The sequence below is a fragment of the Mangrovitalea sediminis genome, assembly GCF_002514725.1.
Taxonomy (GTDB): Bacteria; Pseudomonadota; Gammaproteobacteria; order Pseudomonadales; family Oleiphilaceae; genus Mangrovitalea; species Mangrovitalea sediminis.
On sequence record NZ_NTLB01000007.1, the window covers coordinates 329485 to 354362 of the forward strand.

Below are 24878 nucleotides of genomic sequence, written 5' to 3' on the forward strand. Positions count from 1 at the left end.
GTGAGTGACCAGCAGTTGCAGAACCTGATCAAGATGATCAATCAGATCAGCGCCAATAATCTCCACCACGGCGATGAAACAGCGACCGCGGAGATCGTTGCAACGCACCTGAAAAAATTCTGGGCCCGCAGCATGAAAGCGCAGATCATCGATTATGCGGAGCACGGCGGAGCAGAACTGAGCCCCATTTCAAAGCTCGCCGTCGAGCGACTTAAGGCGTAGCGCCCTCCCCGGAGCGCAGCAACGCCCTCCCCAGCCCAAAGAAGTAAGCCGCGAAGGCCGCATTAATTTGGGCGCGTTGCTCGCCCTGCGGATACAGGCCCAACCGGGCGTCTCCCGACGCCTGGGTCCCCTTGACGAGAAAAGCGTTCTTGATACTGGCATCCTGCACGAAGGCTTCGAACGCCCTCGCGCACATTTCTTCCGGTTGGCTGTAATAACAGCGCCCCAATAGCTCGTCCTGCTTCACCGACTGCCGGAACAGCACACTCGGTGCCTGCCCGGCTTCATCCAACAGAACCGCCTTGAAGCAGGCCTGCAGCCGTGTATTCAAGGGATGCGCCACCGGGGGCATCTCGTCCAGCCAGGCGCGAGAGGCAAACAGGCCTGGACGTACGGACTGGAAGGCCTTGCCACAGATGTAATGGTCGAAGGCATGGAACCACTCGTGAGCGATGCTCCCCGGACCGGCGTTCTTCGCCAGCGCAAAGGTCCGCGACGCCGGCACATAGTGCGCCGCCACGCCCGGCCGACCGCCGATGCCGTATTGCAGCCCCAGCGTCCCGCGTAACGAGATCAGGCTTTCCGGCCCCTGCAGGATCTGCATGAGGTCGCACAACGCATCGTGAAACAGTCCGGCCGCACGCTGTTTCTCCGGTTCTGTCACCCAGCGACCGATTTCGATGGAGCGGAAATCGAAGCGCCGGCGGATGTCGAGGAAAGAGACCACGGAACCATCCCGCAGCGCTGGCCCGCGCCGGTAGAATTCGCGGGCGAGGAGTGTCCCGCCGGAGCCTTTCAACTGCCTGTCTTCCCCGATAGTCATGGTCAATAGGGTCCGCAAGAAACAGCACAATGTATACTGTATTTTTATACAGCTTTATGCAATAGCATTGCAGCTGGTTCGCGCGCGAAAATTCACTCTCACTGCCCCCCGCCGTAGAGCACGAGGAATATGCCGGCTGACACCCGAGACGTCATCCGGCCTGCGGTTTGCGCCCGCGTACAGAAATCATGGGCGGCTGGGATAGATCCAGAGTGCCGCTTCGCACACTTTCAAGATGCCCCTCGATGTCATCGGACGTGGCGATACCGCTGTCCAACAGATCCTTTCGGATCATGTTTATCGTCGCGATCTCCAACGAAATACATTCCGGCATGGCAACCGGGAAATAGGCTTCAGCCGACAAGTCTGTCATCCCCGCTTCGCGGAACATTCGCGGCAGTCTTCGTCCAAAGGCAATGTCGGCTCCCCGGCTGGCCAATAAGGCCCTGAATCCCTGCCGAATCCTGTTTGCCCGCTCCTGCTCCGGACCATAGGCATCGATGCAACTCAAGGGCTGCAGCGCCGGATCGGCATCCTCGATCAACAACCAGCCACCCGGCTTCAGGGCGGAAATCATGTTCCGGAACGCACGTTCACGCTCGGGAACATGCACCAGGACCAGACGCGCATGGACCAAATCAAACAACTCACCGGGCGGAGGATCCAGGGCAACATCATGTTTTTGCACCACCACATGCGGGGAAGCGGCCTCTATTGCCCAGGAATCATCGATATCTGTTGCCAGTATGCGCCCGCCCTCGCCGACGCGTTCCGCCATGATGCGGACCAGCTCCGCCCCTCCCGCGCCCACCTCCCAGCAGTGCCAACCCGTCGCCAGACCACAAGCATCGAACTGCCGGAGCGTGCCCGGATTGAACAAGGCAGAGAGGGCCGAGAAACGTTGAGCGGCTTCTACTTTTCTATTTTCCAGAAGATAGTTTGTATCGGACATAACGTTACCTGTACGCATGACACGGAAGGGTCTAAGCCGTGTCTTTCCTGTCGAAAGCCGCCCACCACAAGACAGGCCCAACATACGCATCGCCTCTTGGGTGGGCATTGCCGTTAACTATCTCCCATCTTCGGCAGCGGCCTCTCCACGAAGCCCTTGGGCACCTCGAACACACTGTCGTGCACCGGCTCCACCTTGACGCTTTGCACCTGGAACAGATAGTGGAACACCGGCTTGTCGGCCTTGGGTTCGAAATGGGACTTCACGGCTTTACCGAGCAGCTTACCAGCCATGCTCTCCAAGGCCCCGGTGGGGCCGCTCCGCGTTTTCACCCGGCCGGTCCTGACCACCGTAAACGCATGCTTGGTCATGTGCAGCGGACAGGCCGCGTTGCCGCTGGGATCGCAATGATCCTTCGACAGATCATGACATTCAGGCCGCCGCCAACACGGCATCCCGCTGCTTGACGACGCTGTAGCTGACACCGGTGATCACCGCACCGACCGCAATCGCCGCCACATAGAGCAGCACATGGCTGATGGCATGGGGAATAAACAGCACGAAAATGCCCCCATGCGGCGCCATAAGCTGGTTGTGAAACAACATCGTCAGTGCGCCGGTGACCGCGCCACCGGCCATGCTACTGGGGATGACCCGTAGCGGGTCCTTCGCAGCGAAGGGAATCGCCCCTTCCGTGATAAAGCACAACCCCAGGACAAAGGCGGCCTTACCAGCCTCATGCTCACTGGTGCTGAACTTGCTGCGCCCGAGGTGCGTCGCCAATGCCATCCCCAACGGCGGTACCATGCCGGCAGCCATGATCGCTGCCATCGGCTCATAGGTCTGGCTGGCCAGCAGCCCGACACCGAACGTATAAGCGGCCTTGTTCACCGGACCACCCAGGTCGAAGCACATCATCGCCCCAAGCAGCGAGCCCAGGACAACCGCGTTGGCCGAGCTCATCCCCTTCAGGAAACTGGTCAGCGAGGTCATGACGACAGACACCGGCCCACCGATCACATAGATCATCACCAGCCCGGTAAAGAGGGTCGCAAGCAGCGGCACGATCAGAATCGGTTTCAGGGACTGGATGCTGTCCGGCAACGGCAGGCGGTCGACCACAAACTTGGCACTATAGCCCGCAATAAAACCGGCAACGATGCCGCCGAGGAAGCCGGCGCCCATACTGCTGGCCAACATGCCGCCGACCAGGCCGGGCGCAAGTCCCGGACGATCCGCAATGGAATAGGCAATAAAGCCGGACAGCACCGGAATCATCAAGGCAAAAGCCGTCTTGCCGCCAATCGTCATCAGGTGGGCGGCAAGGGTGCCCTGCTCCTTGAAGGCATTGATGCCGAATACGAACGACAGGGCAATGATCAGGCCCCCGGCAACGACAACCGGCAGCATATACGATACCCCGGTCATCAGATGCTTATAGGGGCCCGTCTTTTCTTTTCTGAAACTGTTTTCGCCAGCCCCCGCAGTTTGGGCCGTCCCTTCCGGCGCAGCCTCGGCAATAGCCGCATTGATCACCGCTTCCGGACTTTTCAATGCAGTACCGGTATGGGTGCGATACAGCGGTTTACCGGCAAAAGGTGCCGAATCCACCTCGATATCAGCAGCCAGGATCACACAGTCAGCCGCCGCGATATCGGCTTCGGTCAACGCGTTCTTGGCGCCGACAGAGCCGCGTGTTTCCACCTTGATCCGGTGACCGAGCCGGGTGGCAGCCTCCTGCAACGCTTCAGCCGCCATAAAGGTATGGGCAACGCCGGTGGGGCAGGCGGTGACAGCCACCAGGTTCAACACCTTATCTGCGGCAACCGCCGGCACTTCCGCAGGTACCGGAGCCGAGGCGCCCACGCTCTCGCGCTCGACGACCTCAGCATCGCGCTCCGCTCGCCTGAGCCAGTCGGCAGGCCTTTCCAGCACGTCGGTGACACTGCCACGGAAAAGGCGTTTCCCCACAAAACGGGCCAGGTCCACCACGCCGTCGGCAGCCACGGCAACCAGGTCCGCGGCGGCGATCTGTCCGGCCGTCAGGGTCTGTACCGGCTGCACGCTGGAATGAATTTCTGCGGTCGCCTCCCAGTTCATTTTCGCGGCCGCCCGCTTGAGCGCGGTGGCAGCCATAAAGCTGGTTGTCAGGCCGCTCGGGCATTGAGTCACTATCAGCAATTTCATCGGTCCTCCTCAGCGGGAAAACGCTTTCGGTGTCAGAGACACTTGTTGTTTGAATTGTTCGAGCTGTCGCCAGTCGGTGATCCCGACGCCGATCTGATTAACCGCCATCGCCGCCACCGCGGTTGCCAGCCGCAGGAGCTCATCCTGCGGCAGCCCCAGCGCCAGCCCATAGGCGATACCCGCCAGCAGACTGTCGCCGGCACCCACCGTGCTGACCACCTCGACGCTGGGCGGCGACACCTGCCAGGCGCCCCGATCGTCGTACCAGCACAGACCTCGGCGCCCCTCTGAGAGCACGACGCAACGGACGCCCCGCGCCATGATCTCGGCGACGGCCTGATCTCGGTCTATCGCCTCCGGCAGGGGACGACCTGCCCACTGGACCAACTCATCAAGGTTCGGCTTGATCAGGTCCGGCCCGGCATCGACGGCCGCTTCCAGCGCGGGGCCACTGGTATCCACCAGCACCCGTTTCCCGCGTTCCTTGAGCAAACGGATCAGTTGCGCATAGCTGTCGGTCGCAAGCCCTCTGGGCAGGCTGCCGCTAAGTACGAAGGTATCGGCATGATCACAGAGGGCCACCAGGGTCGCCCGCAGTTGCTCCCAGGTGGCGCCGCTCACACTCAACCCCGGCAGGTTGATATCGGTGACGCGACCATCCTGCTCGCTCAGTTTGACGTTGATCCGCGTGGCACCGGGCTCTTCCAGAAAGTGGTTCACCATGGACATCTGTTTGAACAGCGCCTGGTATGCCGCGCTGTTGTCGCGCCCGAGGATGCCGGTCACGCTGACCGGCAGGCCGAGATCCCGAAGCACCATGGCAACATTGACGCCCTTCCCCGCAGGCCGCAGGTGACCGTCCCTTGCCAGGTTGACTTCGCCGGGCACCAGGCTGTCGAGACGAACGGTCATATCCAGTGCGGGGTTGAGGGTGACGGTGACGATAGTGGGATCAGTCACGGGGAGCCTCCCCGCCAGCAAGCATCGGCAGGTCGAGCCGCCGCACCGCAGCGCTGTTTTCTGCCGACAGGGCCCGGCTTGCCAGCGCCCGTGCATCGCTCAGCGCCAGCTGCCGCAGATGCAGTTTGATCCGCGGAATGGCCCGCACGGACATGCTCAGTTCGCGCACCCCCAGGCCGGTCAGGATGGTGGCGCCCAGCGTGTCCGCCGCCAGCTCGCCACAGACGCCCACCCAGATCCCGTGACGCTCGGCGGCGCGGACCGTCATGTCGATCAATCTCAGCACCGAAGGACTGATCGGGTCTGCTTCCCGCGACAGCTCCGGGTGTCCGCGGTCGATAGCCAGGGTGTATTGCGTCAGGTCATTGGTGCCCACGGAGAAGAAATCGACCTCTTTGGCGAACACATCCGCCATCAGGGCCGCCGCCGGCACCTCGATCATAATGCCCAGTTCCACGCGGGCACCGGGAAAGTCCGCCGCCACCTCGTTATAGAGCGCACGCAACTGACGCCATTCATCGATATTCGCCACCATCGGAAACATGATCCGGAGTGGCCGCTCGTTCGCCGCCAGCAGCAGTGCCTGCAGTTGGCGCTTCAAGGTCTGGGGATAACGCAGGGACAAGCGGATACCGCGCACACCCAGGAACGGGTTCTCCTCCTGCGCCATGGGCATATAGGGCAGCGGCTTGTCGCCACCGACGTCCAGGGTGCGTACGATCAGGGGGCGCTCCGGACCGAGGCCATCCAGCACCTTGGCGTACTCGGCGCGCTGTTCTGCAACCGTGGGCTCACGCGGGTAGTCCATATAGATGAACTCCGAGCGAAACAGCCCCACCCCCTCACAACCAAATTCGACGGCCTTTTCCACGCTTTTACTGGCCGTCAGGTTAGCCATGACCTCGACCGCATGACCATCGGTCGTGACCGCCGCCGCAAAACGATTGGCATAGGCCTGATCGTTCAGCGCCTTTTCGCGAGCCATGGCGTGGCGGGCACGGTCGAGCGCCGCCGCATCCGGCGCCACCTTGAGGGTTTTGTTCTCGCAGTCAACGATCACCGGCGTGCCCGGCTCAAGCGTCAACACCCGCTCGCCACACCCCACCAGCAAGGGAATACCGAGTGAGCGCGCCAGGATCGCCGCATGGGAGGTAACCCCACCGGCCGCCGTCACCACGCCTTTTACACAGGACAGATCCAGCTCGCTGATTTCCGAAGGGGCAATTTCCCGGCAGACGCGAATATGCGGCGCCTTAATGCTTGCCGTCGCATCCTGCCCGGTGAGGGCGCCCAGCACCCGGTTGCCGACATCACGGATATCGATGGCGCGCTCGGCCAACAGAAGCTCGGTGCTTTGCGCCTGGGCCTCGGCCAACGCGTCGAAAGACTTTTGCCAACCCCACTCGGCGCTGTCACCAGACTCGACATGACGTATGGCTTCTTCCTTCAGCTCCGGATCGATCAGGAGTTCCAGGTGCATGGCAATGATCTGCGCCAGATCCGTGTTGACGGTTTTTTCCAGGCGGGCACGCAGCTCATCCTCCACCGTTGCCAGGGCCAGATCCAAACGCTGCAACTCCTCCGCCGCAGGCCCCATCTGATGCTCAAATTCGAAGTGAGGCTCACCGACACAATAAGCCGGCCCAATCGCCACGCCCGGCGCCCCGGTAAGGCCCGCAATTTCGTCGCCGGCCTTAAGCGGCTTCGGCGCCTCGACCGACATCATCGCGGCAGGCGCCTCCACATTAGCCTGGGCGCCGCGCACGACCGGATCGCCCAGTCCACCGGCAATGGCCTGTCGGATCGTCGTAAGGGCCGCATCGGCATCCTCTCCGTCGGCGGTGATCTGCAGGCGATGTCCCAGCGCAGCACCAAGGCCAATAAGCTTGGTCACACTGCGCGCGGAAACCGCCGGACTGTCGCTATCGAGATTTTCCACCCAGATGTCGGCCCTAAAATCCTTGGCGATACGTGCCAGTGCCGCCGCCGGACGGGCATGCAGACCATGCTGCATGGTCAACGGACAGACGACATGGCGCCCCTTCAAGCGCTGGCTGACCAGGTGACGGACCATATCAACAGCCCGCTTACAGTCGGCGAGACGAGACAGGCGGTCATCCAGTTTGAGTTCGGTCAGATGTTCGAGTAGCGGCACATGCTGGTCGTCGCGGGTGGAGATGACGATCAAGGTGGTGAGGCTGTCGCCGTACAACGAAATGGGCTGGACGGGCTGCACCACGGCAACGCCCCCATTATCCGCCGCGGTGCCGAGGGTCGATAACCAGACACCATCACCGAGCAGGATGGGGGGACGGGCGTTCAGGGCCACCAACTCCTGCTGGAGCAGCGCCTGATGGTTCCACAACATGGCTCCAGCGAGGGCGACCAGCTCGCTATAGCTGGCCGCCACCGATTGCAGCCGCACCAGTTCCGCGCTGACCAGGAAGCCACCGCGCAGTTTTTCGCCACTGAGGATACTGGCGACTTCCTCGGCACTGTCCGTCTCATGCAGACGTCGCGACAGGACATCGTCGCCGATCACATGGGTCAGGCGACGCAGGATATCGAGGTGTTCGTCGGATTTGGCCGCAATCCCTACTGCGGTATAGACGCGCTGGCCGTCTCCCCAGTCCACGCCTTCCGGGAAGCGGAACACCCGCAGGCCGGTACGCTTGACCAGGTCCCGGGTTTCCGTGGTGCCATGGGGAATGGCAATACCATGGCCGAGGTAGGTTGACGTCTGCTGCTCGCGGGCCAGCAATCCTTCCCGGTAGGCGGCGTCCACCAGGCCGTCTTTCACCATGCGTTCGGCGATCTGATCGATCGCCTCGACCTTACCCGCCGCCCGCGCAGTCAGGGTAATGTCAGCAGGAGTGAGTGTTAGCATTGTTTTACTCCCCGATGCCCTCTCAGACGAGGCGCTGGAGGCATCCGCTGCGATATTCAGGGATCGATAGCACCTTGTCCCTAAAAGTTATACACAGGCAATCACAGGCTGCTAAATCGATTATGCTAAAAGGCTGAATGGATTCAGCCAAAAAATCAAGCTAGAATTCGGGAAAATTGTTACAGCCATCATTTCGCGAATGCGGTCAGTTACAGCGTACTCCTGAAGACCGCTGCAGGGGGAGAGCCCGTTGACGCTAGCAGAAATCGCCAAACTGGCCGGTGTTTCCAAAGCCACCGTCAGCAGCGTGCTGAACGGCAAGGCGGAAAAGTACCGGATCAGCGCCGATACCCAGGCACGGGTCATGGCTATCGTGGAGCGGAACGGCTATCAGCCCAACCACTCCGCCGCCGCCCTCCGCCGCGGCTCCAGCCGGTCTATCGGGTTTATCGTGCCGGACTTCGAGAACCGCAGTTACCTGCGCATCGCCAAACGACTGGAAGCGCTGGCACGCGCCGCAGGCTATCAGTTGATCATCAGCAGTTCCGACGATGACAGGGAAACCGAACAGCAGGCCGCCCGGGTACTGGTTGCGAGGGGAGTCGATGCGTTGCTTGTGTCCTCATGCCTGGAGGGGGAGGTTTCCCTCTATAAGGAGATACTGCAGCGGGGTGTGCCTGTCATCGCCCTGGACCGCCCACTGCCGAGCCCCTTTTGCAATGTCATCAGCGACGACCGCCAGGGCGCGTTCGAGCTGACGCGATCGCTTCGATTGGACGGCGTTGGGCGAGCCGTTCTGCTGGGGGCGCTGCCGTCGCTGCAAGTCAGTCAGGCCCGGGAACAGGGATTTCGGGAAGCCCTCGCAGACTACCCGGATATCGTCGCAGAATGCCATTACGGCCCGCACTTCGATGCCGACACCGGCAGCGCGCTGTTAAGGGCGCTGGCCGAAAGCGCCGAGGGCCTGCCTGATGCCATTGTCACAACCTCGTTCAGCCTGCTAGAAGGCGTCATCGAAGCATTACGCAACGACCTGCAAAACCCTCTGCCGTCTTTGGAGAACTACCCTCAACTCGCCACCTTCGGCAACGGCCGGCTGCTCGATTTCATTAGGCTGCCGGTCAATTCCCTTCCCCAGCAATACGATGCGATCGCGGAAGCCGCCTGGGGACTGGCACGGCAGGCGATGGAAGGCGACTACCCGGACCGACAGGTCATCATCGCGCGTACGCTAAGGGCAAGGACCTCCGTGGCAGGGTGACGTCGCCGCCATCAGGTCAGGTTAGTCGATACGCTGCCGGCTGAACCCCGCTTCCTGGCCTGGACGCCCGTAAATGACCGCCACGGCGACCTCGATCACAAACGCCAGCGCGATCATGATACCGAGCACCCACAACTGCTCCGGATCGTCGCGAAACGTACGCCATACCAGCGCCACCAGGGCGAAAAGGCAGGCCGTCACCCCCAGCAAGGCGATGGACCGGCGACTGCCGGTCTCAGGGGCCTTGACGACATTGGCTGCGTTAACGGCCGCGAAGATCACCAGGAAGCCCGCACTGCCCATCGTCGAGATGCTGGTCAGGTCGGCCAGATTCGACAGGAACAAGGCCAGCAAGGCCGTCAGCAACAGGCCTGCAACCGGCTGGTTCCAGAGTTTCTTTCCGAGGAAAGGCGGCAGTTCGTTCTCTTCCGCAATGGTGTAGGCCAGCCTCGCTGAGCCATAGAGCGTGGCATTGATCGCCGAAAACGTCGCCAGGATCGCCGACACGGCCACCAAACCGAAACCGACCGGTCCCAGCGAGGGTTTTGCCGCCTCCGCCAGCGCAAAATCCGCCGCACCGGCGAGCTTGGCCGGTGACAGGGCGCCGACCGTGACCATCGCGATCAACGTATAGAGCACGATGACGAAAATCACCGAGGTGTAATAGGCCCTCGGCAGGGTGACCTTGTAATTCGTCACATTGGTGGCCGTATTGGCGATCAGCTCGAAGCCTTCATAGGCGACGAACATGATCATCGCCGCACCCACGATCGACAGGGGTGTCGACCAGGTGGCCGGGGCAATACGCGCAGGATCGATGGTAAAGAAGCCACACACGACGACCAGCACCAGAATGGCGATCTTGATGGCGACCACATAGGTCTCCGTGCGGCTGATCAACCTCGGGCTGGTCATATTCAGCAGCGTCGGCACCAGGATACCGCCGCTGATCAGCAGATGCCTGAGCACCGGCGTATCGGCCGGGAACAGGGTCGCCGCGTAGTTGGCAAAGGCCACCGCATACAGCGACAGGGTGACGATATAGCTCAGCCATAACAGGTTGTTCAGTCCGCCGGTGAACAGGTCAATGCCGAAGGCCCTGTCGATAAAGATAACGGTGCCCCCCTGACTGGGATAGGTCACCGACAGTTTGGCGTAGGAGTAGGCAGTCAGCAGCGCCACCACACCCGCAATGAGGAACGATAACGGTGCTGCGCCGCCCGCCAGGAGCACGGCCAACCCCAGAACGGCGAAAATCCCGCCGCCGACCATCCCCCCCACGCCAATGGAAACGGCGCCCCAGAAGGTAATTTGTCGACTGTCTTCAGTGCTTGTTTTCAGGGTAAGGCTCTCCAAAGGCTTTTTTGCCCGCCGGCGCAATCCGACGGGCGTTTAGGGGATAAGTGTCAATCCCGAGGATGCACTGGCCGAACTGACCTACCAAAAAGTTGACGCAGGACAGCACGATCCCAGTTGCCACCGCTGACGGGACAGGAATATTGAGCCGCGTCAAATCCTTACAAACCGTGCGGAAATAAGATGCTTGCATGTTACGACTTTTCAAGCGTTAAGCCCTTAAAATCAGGAGGAGCATCCTATGTTGTATCGCAAACTGCTGGCTGTCAGCGCGCTTACCAGCCTGGCGTTTTCGCCGCTGGCCACGGCTCACGATGCGGGAGACTTTCTCATCCGTACCGGTCCGATCGTGGTCGCGCCCAACGACAGCAGCGGGCACATCCGCATTACTGACCCCAACCTGGGTGATGTGCAAGGTACCGGTGTCGGTGTCGATTCGGACACCCAGCTGGGCCTGAGCTTTACCTATATGCTACGCCCTTACCTCGGCGTCGAGCTGCTGGCGGCAACGCCTTTCCAGCATGACATCAAGGCCACCGGCGCCATCAGCGGCCTGGGCAAACTGGGTTCGACCAAACAGCTGCCGCCGACACTGACCCTGCAATACTACCCGCTGGGCGGCGCTAGCGTCTTCCAACCCTATGTCGGTATCGGCGTCAACTACACCCACTTCTTCCAGGAACACACAACCGACGCGCTGACCAACAACATCGGTACGCTGGCGCAGCTCCAGGGTGTCAGTGGCGTCACCGCGACGTCATCGACCATGAAGTTGCAGGACTCTTTCGGTGTCGCAGCCGAACTCGGCGCCGATTATAAGCTGACCGACCGTATCGGTCTCAATGCCGGCATCTGGTGGGCGAACATTGAAACCACCGCGACCATCAAATCGCAAACCAATGTCGGTGAAGTGACTTCCAAGGTCGACGTCAACATCAACCCCATGGTTTACATGGTTGGTGCCTACTTCAAGTTCTAATCCTCTCCCCGTTGAGGATGCGGCGCCGCCTTCGGGTGGCGCCTTTTTGAAACCTTCCACCGCGATATCACATCCTCGCCGCCACACCATTCAACTGTCAGGCCGTTCAGATTCGCGACAACTGTTTCAGTTCTGAACAGTGGACACTCGCCCGTTCCAGCTGGTGATGTCACTGCCCCGCCCTAAGCCACCTCATCCAACTCACTGACCAAAAAGATATTTTTACTCCTCCGTAATCACCGAGTTTTCTTTGGCATGTCGGTTGCTCAGGACCTCCGATGTCCCCGACGCCCTAACAACAACAGCGTCGACAGACATAGCCCCCACTACGGGAAGACCCATTGGAGGAAAATAATGACAACAAAGCGACATCGCCATGCCTCTGGCCTGGTGTTGGCCTGTGCCATCGCCACAACCTGCGGACTTTCGGCCACCTCTCAGGCCGCCACGTCCGACTATCCCGCCGTAACCCAGCAACGCCTGCTGCACGCCGAGAGCGATAGCGGCTGGCTGATGTACCGGCGAGCCTACAACAGTAACGCCTATGCGCCGTTCAAGCAGATCACGCCGGAGAACGTCAAGGATCTGAAAACGGCCTTCACCTATAAGACCGGCCTGAAACAGGGGCACGAAGGCGCGCCCATCGTCAACGGCCATTACATGTTTATCACCACGCCACTGGATCACCTGGTCGCGCTGGACTCGACCAGCGGCAAGGTTCTCTGGACCTACAAAAAGCCGCTCAGCAAACGCGCACTGAAAACCGTCTGCTGTGACGTCGTCAATCGCGGTGCGGCGCTGTTCGGCGACAACGTCTATATGGCGACGCTGGACAATCACGTGGTCGCACTGGACGCCAAAACCGGGAAAGTGCAGTGGGATAAGAAGCTGCAGGACCCGGGCGTCGGCTATGCGATGACCGTGGCACCACTGATCGTCGATGACAAGGTGGTGGTCGGCGAATCCGGCGGCGAATACGGCGCCCGCGACTTTATCGTGGCGCTGGACGCGAAGACCGGCAAGCAGGTGTGGAAGCGCTATACGGTGCCCACGCCCAATGAACCCAACGGCGATACCTGGCCCAAAGGCGCCTACAAGCACGCCGGCGCACCCGCCTGGCTGACCGGCAGCTATGACCCGGAAACCCACACACTGTTCTGGGGCGTTGGCAACCCCGGTCCCTGGCTGGCCAAATTACGTCCGGGCAAGAACCTGTACAGCGACTCCGTACTGGCACTCGATCCGGATACCGGCAAGATCAAGTGGCACTATCAGTACACGGAACACGACACCTGGGATTATGACGGCGTCAACCACAGCGTACTGGCCGACATCACCTTCAAGGGCAAGCGGGTGAAAGCGCTGCTGCACGCGGACCGCAACGGCTGGTTCTATGCTCTCGATCGCACCAATGGCAAGTTCCTGTATGCCGAGCCCTTCACCAAGGTGACATCCGTCACCGATCACAAGGCCGATGGCGAACCCATCGAAAACCAGGCCCTGTATCCGGATGTCGGCAAGGAAATCTTCACCTGCCCGAGCTTCCTCGGCGGCAAGAACTGGTGGCCGATGGCGATCAACCCGAAAGAGGGACTGGCCTTCGTCCCGACCCTGCACGCCTGTATGACGATGAAAGGCACCAGCGTCGCCTATATGGCCGGCCTGCCCTATCTCGGCGAGACCTTCAAGATCAAGCCCGAACCCGGCAGCAAGGGCTGGGGTGAGGTCCAGGCCATCGACATCAACAACGGCAAACAGGTCTGGTCCTACAAGTCGAAACTCCCCTGGAACGACGGTATGGTTGCGACCGCCAGCGGCCTGGTCTTCAGCGGTAGCATCGACGGCCATTTCATGGCATTCGACGGCAAGACCGGCAAGGTGTTGTGGAAGAGCCCGAAACTGGCTTCCGGCATCATCGGGGTCCCAACCACCTATGAAGTCGATGGTCACCAGTATGTCGCCGTGATGGCGGGCTGGGGCGGTGCCACACCGATCTGGGGTGGCCAGATGGCCCAGGCAAAAGCGGTCGCGGATATCCCCCGAGGAGGCGAGTTGTATGTCTTTGCTATCAAGTAATCGTCTGATCGCGAGCTTGCTGGCAACCGCAGCCTTCGCCCTGGTGCTCCCGCACCGGGCGGAGGCTGCCCAGCCACTGCGGGCCTGCGTCGATACCGCCAATCCCAACGCATCCTTCGATCGCGAACTCGTCAAGGCCGTCGCCAAGGCTGAAGGTCGCCAGGCCGATATCGTGACCTTCAACAGCCGGGAGCGCGATGACGACGACGGTTTCAGCCCGCATCGTTTCGTCGACATGGCGAACAAGACCTGTGCGCTGGTGATGGGATTCCCCGTCGAGAAAGGCGGCGACTGGTCGTTCATGGGCCTTCACCATACGGTCGGTTACCGTGACACCGGTTTTGTTCTGGCCGGCCTGACCCAGCCTCCGGCCTGGAAGTCGCTGCCGGCCGGCACCTCTGTCGGGGTCACCTACAACACCCCGGCAAACCTGTTCTTCGTCAACCGTCCCGGCCTCAAGCCGGACATTTTCAACACCGACGAAGACAGCGTGAAGGCCCTGCAGGCGCACAAGGTCAAGGCGGCCATTCTCTGGGAACCCTCCCTGCAGAATGCCAGCAAAAAGGCCGGTGGCACCAAGATCGCCTACCACCCCCTGGACCTGCCTCACGCCAAGTGGATGATTGCCGCCCTCTATGCCGACCGTTCCAAGCAGGAGGCCGCAACCTTCAATCGTATCGTGAAGCAGATGGCGCAGAAGGGTGAACTCGTCCAACTGGGCAAGCCCCAGACCAAGAGCGGGCCGCAACTCTTCTCACAGGCACAGGCCATTGAAGGAAAACAGCTGTTTGCCAGCCATTGTGCCGCCTGCCATGGCGCCAACATGGAAGGCGTCGTGGGCCCTGCACTCAAGGGCCCCGGCTTCGCCAGCCCCGACGATAACTTTACCGTCGGCGGCATGTTCTCCTTCCTGTCGACCCAGATGCCTGCGGGATCGCCTGGCAGCCTGACGCACAAGCAGTATGCGGCCTTGATGGCCTTCATCCTGCAGCAGAATGGCTACAGCGCCGGCTCGCAGGCCCTGACCTATCAGCAGGCGACGGTGTCGAAGACGCCACTCATCTCCCACGGTGATCCCACGAGCCTCGCCCAGGCCACGACCGACTGACCAGCACCGTCCGGTGGCCATGGAGGGCTTACCGTCTCGTCGGGCACCCATAACCGGCACCTGACGAGACAACCCGCGGCTAGTGGTGTTTCACGTCGAAGCAGGTAAACCGCATGAGCCTGACGACCGCCAACCTGGCGGAACTGAAACTGGAAGAGGCGGCCATTTGGCGCCTCTCGATGTCATCACACCGTTTCGGGGGCGTGCTGGTCGCTGTGGCGGTCTCCCTGGGGTTGCACCTCGCGGCGAGTCTGGCCCTTCCCGCCGGCATCGTGCCACGTCATACCGCACATCGTTCACCCCAGACGATCCACCTGGTGATGCTGGCTCCGTCGCCGTCACCCGCGACGCTGTCAGCCAGCCGGCCCCCTATCCTGAGTCAGCGCCGCATGCTGCGCACCATACCCGCACAACCCCATCAGGTGGCCAAGAAACCCATAACCACCCTCGCCCGGACAAAACCGGCAGCACACCGAACCCAGCCGCAGCCCCACGTGACGAAGCACTCCGCAGAACCACAAGCCCACACTGAGGAACGCATGCGGGAACATCCCGTCCATGCGCCCCCCGCTCCGGCAAAGGCAATCGCGCGCCCCACTGCTGAGCCGACAACGGCACCCATCCCCGTTACTCAAACAGTGCCGCTAAATCCCGCCGTCACACCAGCGACTCTCGCGCCCGACAAAGGGAGCCAGTCCGCGCGCTTCCGCCGCGACCTCGAACGCTGGGTTGCCAATCATCGCCGCTATCCCAAGCTGGCTCGCCTTCGGGGTTGGCAGGGACAGGTGCGCGTTCGCGCCCGGATGGCGGACGACGGCAGCATTCGCTCGCTCAGCCTGGAACACTCCTGCGGTTACCCCATTCTCGACAGGGAAGCACTAAAGCTGATTCAGGCCGCGCTGGAAGCGGTACGCCCCCCTGCAGGAGCACAGACCCTGACCGTACCGGTGGACTTCGTCCTGTCCGGTTGAACCTCCGACCAAAGCCTTCAAACCACCTTATAAAAACAAGAGGAAGCCATGCATCACAGTCCGTTCCATCTACCGCCCAGATTCAAGCGCCGGGCCACCTGCCTCGCTCTCGGCTGTACCCTGGCAAACACCGTCTTTGCCCAAGGCGCGACAACGACGACACAACTGGCTCCGGTCGTCGTGACCGCGACCCGGATTCCCCAATCGAGCTTCGACCTGCCCCTCTCCATCGACAGTGTCGACAGTCAGCAGATCCATCAGGGCCAGGCGCAGACCAGCCTGTCGGAAACGGCACAGCGGATTCCCGGCGTCGTCGTCAACGACCGCCAGAACTATGCCCAGGGCCCGCAGATATCCTCCCGCGGCTTTGGTGCACGGGCGGCCTTCGGGGTGCGGGGCGTCCGCCTGCTGATGGACGGCATCCCCTTGACCATGCCGGACGGCCAGGGCATGCCATCCGTGCTCTCACTGGGTTCAGCCCAACGCATCGAGTTTCTGCGCGGCCCCTTTTCCGCGCTCTACGGGAACTCCTCCGGTGGCGTCATCCAGGCCTTCACCGCCGACGGTCCCCGAACGCCCCGGCTTTCACACGAACTCACCCTGGGCAGCTACAGCACCTCCCGCAACGACACGCAACTGGGCGGCCAGGCAGGGGGTCTCAACTACCTGATGGATTACGAGCATTTCGAGACCAGCGGCTACCGGGCGCACAGCGCGGCGCACTGGAATCACGTCAATGCCAAGTTCCGCTACCGGATCGATGACCGTCACAACCTGGAGCTTCTGCTCAATGGCCTGGACCAGCCGGACACCCAGGATCCGCTGGGGCTGACCCGGGCACAGATGGAAGCCGACCCCCGCCAGGCCGTTGACAAGGCCTATACCTACAACACCCGTAAAAGCGTGCGGCACCGCCAGGCCGGACTGGTGTACAACGCACAGCTGACGGCAAATGACAGCCTGCGGCTCCTGGGATACGGAGGGCAACGGCATGTGACGCAATACCTGCCGTTCAGCGGTACATGGGGACTCTCCTCGGGCGGCGTGGTTGACCTGAACCGGCACTTCCAGGGGGCAGACGCCCGCTGGACCCACCAGACAACCCTGGCCAGCACCCCCCTGCGCTGGACCCTCGGACTCAACTACGACGGCATGACCGATCGTCGTCGCGGCTTCGTCAACAACAATGGCGACCAGGGCGCGCTGCGCCGCGATGAGGACGACACCGTCTACACGATCGACCAGTACCTGCAGGGGCAATGGGACTTCGCAAGACGCTGGTCGCTGACCGCCGGTGTCCGTCACAGTTTCGTGAAGTTCGACTCACGAGACTATTTCATCACCAGCACCAATCCGGACGACAGCGGCTCCCTGCGTTTTCGAAGTACCAACCCGGTAATCGGCGTGCTCTATCACCTGACGCCTGCCGTTAACCTCTACGCGAATTACGGTCACGGCTTCGAAACACCAACCTTTGCTGAACTGGCGTACCGGCCCGATGGCAGCACCGGGCTCAACTTCGACCTGAAACCCAGCACCAGCCGCAATTACGAGACCGGTATCAAGGCGTTCCTGGGCGATGCCACCGAAGCCAAGCTGGCACTGTTCCATATCGACACCCACGACGAAATCGTCGTCGCCAACGCCAGCGCAGGCCGGACCAGTTACAAGAACGGCGGAGACACCCGGCGTGACGGCGTGGAACTGAGCATGCAGTCGGACCTCGACCACGGTTTCAGCACCTACCTGGCGTACACCTATCTGGACGCCCGCTTCAACGGGGGGACTCTCGACGGTCGCCAGTTACCGGCCGTACCGCACTCGGATGCTTACGGAGAGCTGCGTTGGGATGCGTCCCACAGTGGCTTCTACAGCGTATTGGACGGCCGCGTGCAAAGCAGGGTCTATGTGGATGACGTAAATTCGGCATCTGCGGCAGGCTATACCGTGGCGGACTGGCGGGCGGGGTTCAGCCAAACACCCCGGCATTGGCGTTTCGATGAGTTCGTACGGGTGAACAACCTGTTCGACCGGCAATACGTCGGCGCCATTGTCGTGGCCGACAAGAACGGCCGCTATTACGAGCCGGCCCCAAACCGGAATTTCCTGGTAGGGGTCAAAGCGGCATATACCTTCTGACAACAGGGCGGGTGGCCCTGGACCGGCCGCCCGCATCGCCTCAGCATCATATCCGAACGCCGTCGACATCCCCCTGTTTCAACCGTCGATAGAGAGTGGTACGGCTGATGCCCAGGGACCGCGCCGCCGCCGACACATTGCCGTCGTGACGAGCCAGCGCAGCCACAATCGCCTGTTTGGCAACATCCTGCAGGGAATGCGCGGTTGGATAGGTGCTCGTATCCACATCCGTCGCAGACAGCAGGGGCTGCGAATCCTGCAGAAAGTCCTCCGGCAGGTGGCAGGTTTCCAGGACTTCGCCCTCATCCCGCATGGCCAATGCCGTACGCAGGACATTCGCCAACTGGCGGATATTGCCTGGCCACGGGTGCGACCGGAAAAGTTGCATGACCCTCTCGGAAACGACCGGCACCTCGCCCTCGGCCTCCACTTCCAGCAACTGTCTCACCAGGGCCTGCATATCGGTGCGGCATCGCAACGGCGGCAAGCGCAGCAGCAGGCCATTGAGACGGTAGTAGAGATCCGCCCTGAAGGCGCCGCAACTAACCTGCTCGCGGATATCCTGGTTGGTAGCGCTGATCAGGTCGAAATCGACATCGATCGCCTCGGTCCCGCCAAGCGGCACGACCCGTCGCTCCTGCAGCACCCGCAACAAACGGGTCTGCAAATGCAACGGCATATCGCCAATCTCATCGAGGAACAGGGTGCCGCCATTCGCCTGCAGGATTTTCCCTGGCGCGCCCTTGCGATTGGCGCCGGTAAAAGCGCCCGGCTGATAGCCGAACAGTTCCGCCTCGATCAAGGACTCCGGTACCGCTGCACAATTGATGCTGACCAGCGGTCCCCCACGGCGACTGCCCGCCTGGTGCAACGCATTCGCCAGCACCTCCTTCCCTGTACCAGTCTCGCCCTCGATCAATACTGCAATCTGACGCCCCAGAATCCGGCGAGCCTTGCTCAGCACCTCGCTTACCTGAGGGTCGCCCAGGTCCAGGTGAGCGAGACTGAGCGTCGGCTGCGACGGACGGGCAGCCGGGCCAGGCCGCCCGGGCGCCGTATCGAAGGAAGCGTAGGTGGCGCCCCGCTCATTGACCATCGAACCGCTACCCACGACATAGAGCGCGGAGCCATCCGTACGGTTCAGGCTCACCAGATCGGAGCCGGCCAGACGCAGGCGATCCATAAGCTTGGGGAAGGGCAGATCGAACAGGGCCTCGAAGCGCTGTCCCAGCAGATAGCGGCGGGGCTCACCCAGCTGTTCCTCGGCACAACGGTTGAGGGCCAGCAGGATGCCATCGCCGGAAAAGGCCGCCAGGCCCTCGCAAAGGGCCCCGACGTAGTCGCGGCGATGATGGAATGCCAGCATCAGGCAGCCCGCATAACGGGCCCGGAACAGCCGGTTTTCGATCAGGGTGGAGCTGATCCGGACCAATCCTATGGTATGTAACTGTCGAGAGCGATGATCGCCGGAGACATCCAGCACACCGAGCAGGTCGCCGGTCGGACTGAGGATCGGCGTTGCGGAACAGGTCAGAAAGCGATTGCTGTTGAGATAATGTTCGGGTCCGTGGACCACGACCGGACGCCGCTCCACCAGCGCCGTGCCGACGGCATTGGTTCCCCGGTTGAGTTCGTCCCAACAGGCCCCCGCCTGCAGGGCAACGCGTTCGGCCCGGTTCAGGAATTCGGCATCGCCCATGCTATACAACAGAACACCATGCGCATCGGTCAGGATGACTGAACTGCTGGTATGGGCGATCTGCTGATAGAGACTCTCGAGTTCAGGCCGGGCATAGGTGATCAACTCCTGGTTCTGTTCCCGGAGCATACGGAGTTCGGTGCCGGAACAATGCCGCACATCCCGCACGTCTTCCGGCACATGTTGCAATGCACAACGCTGCCAGGAGCGCGTGATCACCTCATCGAGCAATCCCTGCGCGACCTCTCCCCGTTCGAAAAAGGCAGTACGAGCGACATCTATCTGATTGCCGCCGCCATCTGAAGGTCTTGTCATTATTTTCACTCCTTCATCGCCCGGCTGATATGGCCACTATCACCTCCAACGGGCAGCGGTAGCGCGTATCCGCTGCAATGACAGCGCCTAACCCAGTCGCCAGACGTACGGCTGTTCAAAAAACAGTCTCCACCATTAAACCGGACACCGCGCCGGCAAGCAATGTCCGTATACCGGCCATAAGTCTATAGATACGAAAGTCGAGGGGGTGTTGTTCCGCAGGAATGTCAGGAAGTTGGCTTACGCACAGCCGACCCGGGAAGACGGCACCGCGTCTTGACCAACATCAACCGGAGCCACCTCTTGAGCCCCGCCCGAGCCGTTCGATATTTCCATGCCGGCTGGGTCGAGCACTACCAGTGATTCCGGGAACAGCGTTTCGATCGCCTCGATACCTACCAGCAGGCGTCACAGCCACAGCAGGAACAGCGCCTTGACTTGCGTCTCAGCATTATCCGAAAGTCATCTTATAAATTGTTTACTAATTATTTACAGCCTATACAATAGTCCCCCTTATTTACCCGTCGAGTCGTTCCCGGGAGCCCCATGACACAAGTGGAGATCCTGTTCGAGCGCTATGGCCCGAAATATCAGTGGCTGGTCACCCTGACCGTGCTGCTCGGCCTGGTGGCGCTTGGCATGTCCATTACCATCGTCAACGTTGCGACCCCTTACATCAAAGGGGCCTTCGGCATGAGTGCGGATCAGGTGCAGTGGCTGTCCACCGGTTTTCTCGCCGCCACCACGGTAGCCTTGTTGGTCGCGCCCTGGCTGGTCAGTGCCTTTGGCCAGCGGGCCACCTATATCGGCCTGTTAGCGGTGTTTATTGCAGCCTCCTTCCTGGGCGGCACGGCAACCGGCATGGGCGCGATCATCGCTTCACGGATCATTCAGGGCGCGATGACCGGCCTGGTCCGGCCTGTGGCTCTCGAAGCGTTGTTCGCCGTCTATCCGCCCAGTCAGCGCGGTATGGCGACCGCTATGTACGGCATGAGTCTGGGGCTGCCGCTGACCCTGGCCACCGTCATCGGTGGCTGGCTGGTGGACACCTACAACTGGCGTTATGTCTTTTTCATCGTGCCGCCCATCTGTCTCGCCGCCATCGTCATGGGCTACTACTTCCTGCCGCCGCGGGAGAGCCGCGGCCCGCGACCGGCCTTCGACTGGTTTGGCGCAACATCGCTGTTTATCGCCATCTTCGCGCTGTTGGCCGCACTCTCCAACGGCCAGCGCTGGGGCTGGAACAGCGGTGGCGTTGTGGGTCTGATCAGCTTTTCGCTGGCCATAGGAACGCTGTTCATCCTTTGGGAGCGGCGCGTTGAAAAGCCCCTCGTGGATCTGGCGATCTTCGCCAACAAGGGCTTCCTGATGGGTGCAATCTGCCTGTTCCTGTTCGGCGGTGCCTTCTACGCGATCATGTATCTGCTGCCGGACTTCGTGCAGGGTGTGCTGCACTATGACCCGATTACGGCGGGCAAGCTGTTCCTGCCCTCCACCCTGGTACTCGGGATTCTGGTGCCGCTGGTCGGCAAGCTCAGCGACCGCATGAGACCGCATTACCTGACGCTACCGGGCCTCGCCTTCGCCATTTTTGCGGTCTACCGGATGGCGCATGTGGACTGGCATACCTCCTTTGCCTCGCTGGCCACCTCCATGGCATTGCTGAGCGTGGGCATGGCCGCCTTTCCACCACCGACACTGTCCCGTGCCATCGCTTCGCTGCCGCCGAAATTGATCGGCTACGGGTCAGGCGCTATCAATTTCGCCCTGCAGCTGGGGGGCGCCTTCGGCACGGCGGCACTGGTGACCATGATGGATCGGCGCACCCTGTTTCACAGCGACAATCTCACCGCGGGATTGAACGCGGGCAACGCTGTCGCCATGCACACCCTGGCTGAACTCCATGCCGCAGCGGCAGCGGTGGGCACCAACGCTATGTACCAGCAGATAGCCTCCCTGCGTGCAATCGGCAAGATAGACGGCCTCTGGGCATCGATTTTCGCCTTTCAGGACGGCTTCTGGGCGGTCGTCGCCGCACTGGTGCTGGTTGCCATACCGTCCTGGCTGCTGAGCCGCTGGGCTGGCTGGTCCGGTGACAGCGACACCAACAAAGGGTAGGGGTGCAGCGCCGCTGCGAGTCGCCACCTTAAGAACGCTTCGATATCTGTCCGAATGGGGAATCCGATTACCATGGTTGACAAGTACACGGTTGACAAGACTACGGTTGACAAGAACACCGCTGACAAGAATACGGTGGATGCACCGGCTGGCACGCCGAAAGCCGCCCGCAGCAAGGGACCCTTTCGGGTCGTCAAGCTCGTGCTGTTCCTGGCCATCGCCGTCGCAGCCCTGATCTGGGTCGGACGCTGGTTCTACTATCAGCACACCCATGTCAGCGGCGACGATGCCAGCATCGTGACCCATGAGATCACGGTGAGTAGCCGCCTGCCGGGACGCATCACCCATTTTTCCCTGATCGAGGGTGACTCGCTCAGCCGGGATGACATCGTCGCACAGCTTTATGACCGTCCCGACCAGCTTCGGCTCCAGGCTCTCCAGGCCAAAGTCGCCGGTATGCAGGCCAAGATTGCCTATGAGCAGCAACGAATTCAGCTTTCCAAGGACCAACTGAACGGCGGCATCAAGGAGACGCGGGACGAGCTACAGGCAGACGAATCCGCGCTGCAAGCCGCCAAGGCGGTTATGGATTCCGCCGAAAAAACCTATAAGCGTTCCAAGGACCTGGTGCACTCGGGCGCCGTATCCGCCCAGAAACGGGATGAGGACTACTATAATTATCTCTCGGCACTGGCCGATTACGAGCGGGCCAAGCGCCAGGTCGTGGTCGACCATACGGCGCTGGAAAATGCCCAGACCGGCCTGATGAGTTCACCGCAGATGGTTCTGCCCAATCCGAACCTGCTGCGTGCTCAACTGAAAGTCACCGAGCAGGAACTGGCCCAAGCCAAGGCGGATCTGCAGCACCAGCAGGTCCACCTCAACGACATGACGGTACGCAGCCCGCTTAATGGCATCGTCGACAAGACCCTTGCCGAATCGGGGGAATACGTGTCACCGGGTCAGCCGATCCTGATGATGCATGCGCCCACGGATGTCTGGATCGTGGCCAAGATCAAGGAGACCAAGATTGGCGAGCTGAAGGTGGGCCAGCCGGTGGACATCCGTGTGGATGCGTATCCCGACACGCACTACCAGGGCCATGTCCAGGTTATCGGTCGTGCGGCCACCAGCCAGTTCGCCTTGTTGCCCGACCCCAATCCATCGGGGAACTTCACCAAGATCACGCAGCGCATTCCGGTGCGCATCGCAATCGATAAAGGACCCAAAGCCGCCTTAAGCCCCGGCATGATGGTTGAAGTGGATGTGGATATCCGAAGTGGCGGCCATTAACAGAGGAGGTTAACCATGTACCGACAGATCCTGCTGGCGTTCGACGGTTCTCATGAGGGGCGTGTCGCCCTTGCCGAGGGCATCGAATTAGCTGCCCTGTGCGGCGCCGAAGTGCACCTGCTTTCGGTGATGGAGATATCGGGCTCTTGCGCTTTTGGCGAGGGGATTTATGCGCTGGAGGATGTCGAAGGCAATGAAATCTCCCAGCTCAGTGCACTGGTCAACGAAGGCCTCGACCAGATCCGCTCCCACGGCATCAAGCAGGCGCATGGACACATTGCGTTCGGGCAACCAGTGGAGCAAATCAGCCAGATGGCCCAGCAGATCAGTGCCGACTTGATCGTTGTCGGCCATCGCAACCGGGGCCTGCTTTCACGCTGGTGGCAGGGCTCCCTGAGCCGCCAGCTCCTTGATCTCGTCCGCTGCAGCGTTCTTGTTTCCCTGCACCCGGAAGACGAAAAACGACTCTGAGTTTCAGACCGATCAGCCGGGGGTGCCAGTTCATCTGGCTGGTTGATCGGTCATTTTTACCCTCTCACACCGACCTTACCGCATTCACCTGTTTACAGCGCGAGCCGCGTGATCCGAACGTCACCCCGCAGACGCTCGACCGTCGCCTCGTCGAACAGTTCGGTGCCAGCCTGCATGACCGTCGCAGCACTACAGGCAACCCCTTCCCGCAAAGCCTCCTCATCCGACGCGCCCTGCGCCAATCGCGCCACCATACCGGCGACCATCGAGTCACCGGCACCAACCGTGGAGCGCACGGGAACCGAGGGGGGCTCCCCTTTCAGCACACTCGTGGGCGTCACCAACAGCGCGCCATCGGCCCCCATCGAAACGCAAATCCAGGTTACCCCCCGCTCCAGCAATAGGCGCGCTTCCCGGACGATGTCCTTTGGGCCAGCCAGCGGTCGACCGACCAGGGCCTCCAGCTCAAAGCGGTTGGGTTTGATGAGGAAGGGTTGCGCATCGATCGCATAGCGCAGCATCTCGTCGTGAGAGTCGACAACCGGACGCCCGCCCGCCGCGCGCAGGCGTCGCACTGCCTCCGCGTAAAGGTCCTTCGGCAGGCCCGGCTGCAGCGAGCCGGTGATAACACCGAGACCTTCATCGCAGTGGGTGACGAACTGCTCGAGCAGATGTTCCCGTTGCGCCTCCGACACGGCAGGGCCGACACCACTGACCTCATACTGGGCGCCCGTCAGGCTTTCCAGAATGGTGCCGTTGATCCGTGTTTCGCCCTCCACTTCCAGATAGCCGACCTGATCCAGCTGCGTCGCGAGCTGATGGCGCAGGAAGCGGCCAATCTCCCCGGCGACGACACAGAAGGTACAGGCCTGAACCCCAAGCCTTTTCAGTCCTCGCCCGACATTGATCCCGTTACCGCCCGGATCGTAGCGGGAGCCGGAGGCGTGGACCTTCTGGTCGGCAATCAGTTTGGGGATTTCATAGGTGATGTCGACAGCCGGATTCAGGCTCAGAACACCGACAGGGAGTTGTGCGGAGGAGTCGACCATCAGAGGCTCCAG

20 protein-coding genes are annotated in these 24878 nt (G+C 61.4%); 10 read left to right on the forward strand and 10 right to left on the reverse strand.

Annotated elements, in window-relative coordinates; all coding sequences use genetic code 11:
• On the forward strand, positions 1-222 hold the full coding sequence (locus CLR77_RS18545) for a formate dehydrogenase subunit delta (protein ID WP_097462186.1): 222 nt from the start codon (positions 1-3) through the stop codon (positions 220-222).
• Here the strand turns inward: CLR77_RS18545 and CLR77_RS18550 are convergent.
• From CLR77_RS18550 to ptsP, 6 genes are all read right to left on the reverse strand, one after another.
• A complete protein-coding gene (locus CLR77_RS18550; RefSeq protein WP_097462187.1) occupies positions 212-1045 on the reverse strand; it encodes a CLCA_X family protein in 834 nt (277 codons plus the stop codon). The genes CLR77_RS18545 and CLR77_RS18550 overlap by 11 nt on opposite strands.
• Before the next feature lie 151 nt (positions 1046-1196).
• A complete protein-coding gene (locus CLR77_RS18555; RefSeq protein ID WP_097462253.1) occupies positions 1197-1997 on the reverse strand; it encodes a class I SAM-dependent methyltransferase in 801 nt (266 codons plus the stop codon).
• 113 nt (positions 1998-2110) lie between these two features.
• A complete protein-coding gene (locus CLR77_RS20060; RefSeq protein WP_143269445.1) occupies positions 2111-2329 on the reverse strand; it encodes a hypothetical protein in 219 nt (72 codons plus the stop codon).
• A gap of 100 nt (positions 2330-2429) precedes the next feature.
• Positions 2430-4184 (reverse strand): PTS fructose-like transporter subunit IIB, encoded by a 1755-nt coding sequence (locus CLR77_RS18565; RefSeq protein WP_097462189.1) that lies wholly within the window; start codon positions 4182-4184, stop codon positions 2430-2432.
• 9 nt (positions 4185-4193) lie between these two features.
• Positions 4194-5144 carry a 1-phosphofructokinase gene (gene pfkB / locus CLR77_RS18570; protein WP_158227241.1) on the reverse strand — a complete coding sequence of 317 codons (951 nt, stop codon included), beginning with the start codon at positions 5142-5144 and terminating at the stop codon, positions 4194-4196.
• Positions 5137-8031, reverse strand: coding sequence for a phosphoenolpyruvate--protein phosphotransferase (ptsP, locus tag CLR77_RS18575; protein ID WP_097462191.1), 2895 nt, complete (start codon positions 8029-8031; stop codon positions 5137-5139). The genes pfkB and ptsP overlap by 8 nt, the downstream gene beginning before the upstream one ends.
• Before the next feature lie 250 nt (positions 8032-8281).
• Here ptsP and CLR77_RS18580 point away from each other — a divergent pair, with 250 nt between their 5' ends.
• Positions 8282-9292, forward strand: a complete 1011-nt coding sequence (locus CLR77_RS18580; RefSeq protein ID WP_097462192.1) for a substrate-binding domain-containing protein — start codon at positions 8282-8284, stop codon at positions 9290-9292.
• Between the two features lie 21 nt (positions 9293-9313).
• On the opposite strand, the gene CLR77_RS18585 is transcribed toward CLR77_RS18580, so the two are convergent.
• Together CLR77_RS18585 and CLR77_RS20165 are read right to left on the reverse strand one after the other, a co-directional pair.
• Positions 9314-10648, reverse strand: a complete 1335-nt coding sequence (locus CLR77_RS18585) for an APC family permease (RefSeq protein WP_227519999.1) — start codon at positions 10646-10648, stop codon at positions 9314-9316.
• Positions 10617-10841 (reverse strand): hypothetical protein, encoded by a 225-nt coding sequence (locus tag CLR77_RS20165; RefSeq protein ID WP_158227242.1) that lies wholly within the window; start codon positions 10839-10841, stop codon positions 10617-10619. The genes CLR77_RS18585 and CLR77_RS20165 overlap by 32 nt, the downstream gene beginning before the upstream one ends.
• 51 nt (positions 10842-10892) lie before the next feature.
• Between CLR77_RS20165 and CLR77_RS18590 the strand changes: the two genes are divergently transcribed.
• The 5 genes from CLR77_RS18590 (at position 10893) to CLR77_RS18610 (ending at position 17921) form a co-directional block, all read left to right on the forward strand.
• The gene (locus CLR77_RS18590) at positions 10893-11627 is read left to right on the forward strand and encodes an OmpW/AlkL family protein (protein WP_406564972.1); all 735 of its coding nucleotides are present in this window, start codon (positions 10893-10895) and stop codon (positions 11625-11627) included.
• A 354-nt stretch (positions 11628-11981) separates the two neighbouring features.
• Entirely contained in the window at positions 11982-13703 is a 1722-nt protein-coding gene (locus CLR77_RS18595; RefSeq protein ID WP_097462195.1) for a methanol/ethanol family PQQ-dependent dehydrogenase, read from the forward strand.
• The gene (locus CLR77_RS18600) at positions 13684-14811 is read left to right on the forward strand and encodes a c-type cytochrome (protein ID WP_097462196.1); all 1128 of its coding nucleotides are present in this window, start codon (positions 13684-13686) and stop codon (positions 14809-14811) included. Before CLR77_RS18595 ends, CLR77_RS18600 begins: the two co-directional genes overlap by 20 nt.
• A gap of 113 nt (positions 14812-14924) precedes the next feature.
• Positions 14925-15782 carry an energy transducer TonB family protein gene (locus CLR77_RS18605; RefSeq protein WP_097462197.1) on the forward strand — a complete coding sequence of 286 codons (858 nt, stop codon included), beginning with the start codon at positions 14925-14927 and terminating at the stop codon, positions 15780-15782.
• A 48-nt stretch (positions 15783-15830) separates the two neighbouring features.
• Complete coding sequence (locus tag CLR77_RS18610; protein ID WP_097462198.1) at positions 15831-17921, forward strand: TonB-dependent receptor family protein; 2091 nt, start codon at positions 15831-15833, stop codon at positions 17919-17921.
• Between the two features lie 46 nt (positions 17922-17967).
• Here CLR77_RS18610 and CLR77_RS18615 read toward each other — a convergent pair whose 3' ends face one another.
• Entirely contained in the window at positions 17968-19935 is a 1968-nt protein-coding gene (locus tag CLR77_RS18615) for a sigma-54-dependent Fis family transcriptional regulator (protein WP_097462199.1), read from the reverse strand.
• A 546-nt stretch (positions 19936-20481) separates the two neighbouring features.
• Between CLR77_RS18615 and CLR77_RS18620 the strand changes: the two genes are divergently transcribed.
• The 3 genes from CLR77_RS18620 (at position 20482) to CLR77_RS18630 (ending at position 23817) form a co-directional block, all read left to right on the forward strand.
• A complete protein-coding gene (locus CLR77_RS18620; RefSeq protein ID WP_097462200.1) occupies positions 20482-22053 on the forward strand; it encodes a DHA2 family efflux MFS transporter permease subunit in 1572 nt (523 codons plus the stop codon).
• A 72-nt stretch (positions 22054-22125) separates the two neighbouring features.
• On the forward strand, positions 22126-23346 hold the full coding sequence (locus CLR77_RS18625) for an HlyD family secretion protein (protein ID WP_097462201.1): 1221 nt from the start codon (positions 22126-22128) through the stop codon (positions 23344-23346).
• Between the two features lie 15 nt (positions 23347-23361).
• A complete protein-coding gene (locus CLR77_RS18630; RefSeq protein WP_097462202.1) occupies positions 23362-23817 on the forward strand; it encodes a universal stress protein in 456 nt (151 codons plus the stop codon).
• Between the two features lie 92 nt (positions 23818-23909).
• Here CLR77_RS18630 and CLR77_RS18635 read toward each other — a convergent pair whose 3' ends face one another.
• Positions 23910-24866, reverse strand: a complete 957-nt coding sequence (locus tag CLR77_RS18635) for a 1-phosphofructokinase family hexose kinase (protein WP_097462203.1) — start codon at positions 24864-24866, stop codon at positions 23910-23912.
• Positions 24867-24878: the final 12 nt, after the last annotated feature.